General features: G+C 65.8%; 1 protein-coding gene. It reads left to right on the top strand.

What is annotated here, in order from left to right:
- On the top strand, positions 1–1,217 hold a 1,217-nt coding region (locus GGR89_RS21995), incomplete at its 3' end, for a UDP-glucose dehydrogenase family protein (RefSeq protein WP_164542742.1).

The raw sequence follows: 1,217 nt of genomic DNA, 5'->3' as shown, positions 1-1,217 counted from the left end.
GTGCGCATTGCGATGATCGGCACGGGCTATGTGGGCCTGGTATCTGGAGCCTGCTTCTCGGACTTCGGCCACGAAGTCATCTGCGTGGACAAGGACGCGCGGAAAATCGAACTGCTCCACCAGAATGTGATGCCCATCTACGAGCCGGGCCTCGACGCGCTGGTGGCGAGCAACGTCAAGGCAGGCCGCCTGTCGTTCACGACCGACCTGGCCGAAGGGGTGAAGGATGCCGATGCGGTGTTCATCGCCGTGGGCACGCCCAGCCGCCGCGGCGACGGCCATGCCGATCTCTCCTATGTCTTCGCTGCAGCGCGGGAAATCGCGGAGAACCTGACCAAGCCGAGCGTGATCGTCACCAAGTCGACCGTGCCCGTCGGCACCGGCGACGAAGTCGAGCGGATCATCGCCGAGGTCGCCCCCGACAGCGGCGCCAAGGTCGTCTCAAACCCCGAATTCCTGCGCGAAGGCGCGGCGATCGAGGACTTCAAGCGGCCCGACCGCGTCGTCGTCGGCACCGATGACGAATTCGCCCGCCAGGTGATGCGCGAGATCTATCGCCCGCTCTCGCTCAACCAGTCGGCCCCGGTGCTGTTCACCGGCCGCCGCACGTCCGAGCTGATCAAGTATGCCGCCAACGCCTTCCTCGCGGTGAAGATCACCTTCATCAACGAGATCGCCGATCTTTGCGAGCAGGTCGGCGCCGACGTGCAGGAAGTGTCGCGCGGCATCGGCATGGACAATCGTATCGGCGGCAAGTTCCTCCATGCCGGCCCGGGCTATGGCGGCTCGTGCTTCCCCAAGGACACGCTGGCGCTGATGAAGACCGCCGCCGACAACGAGACGCCGCTGCGCATCGTCGAGGCGACGGTCCAGGTGAACGATGCCCGCAAGCGCGCGATGGGCCGCAAGGTCATCAAGGCGATGGGCGGCGACGTGCGCGGCAAGACCGTCGGCATCCTCGGCCTGACGTTCAAGCCGAATACCGACGACATGCGCGACGCGCCCAGCCTCTCGATCATCGCCGCGTTGCAGGATGCGGGCGCGACGGTGAAGGCCTATGACCCCGAGGGTGTCGAGCAGGCGAGCAAGATGCTGACCGACGTCGAATTCGTCGCCAATCCCTATGCGGCGGCCGAGGGTTCGGACGCGCTGGTGATCGTCACCGAGTGGGACGCGTTCCGCGCGCTCGACCTCACCCGCATCAAGAACAGCCTGAA

The organism is Sphingomonas trueperi (genome assembly GCF_011927635.1).
In the GTDB taxonomy this organism is placed as follows: domain Bacteria; phylum Pseudomonadota; class Alphaproteobacteria; order Sphingomonadales; family Sphingomonadaceae; genus Sphingomonas; species Sphingomonas trueperi.
This window is presented reverse-complemented; position numbering and strand designations above follow the sequence as displayed.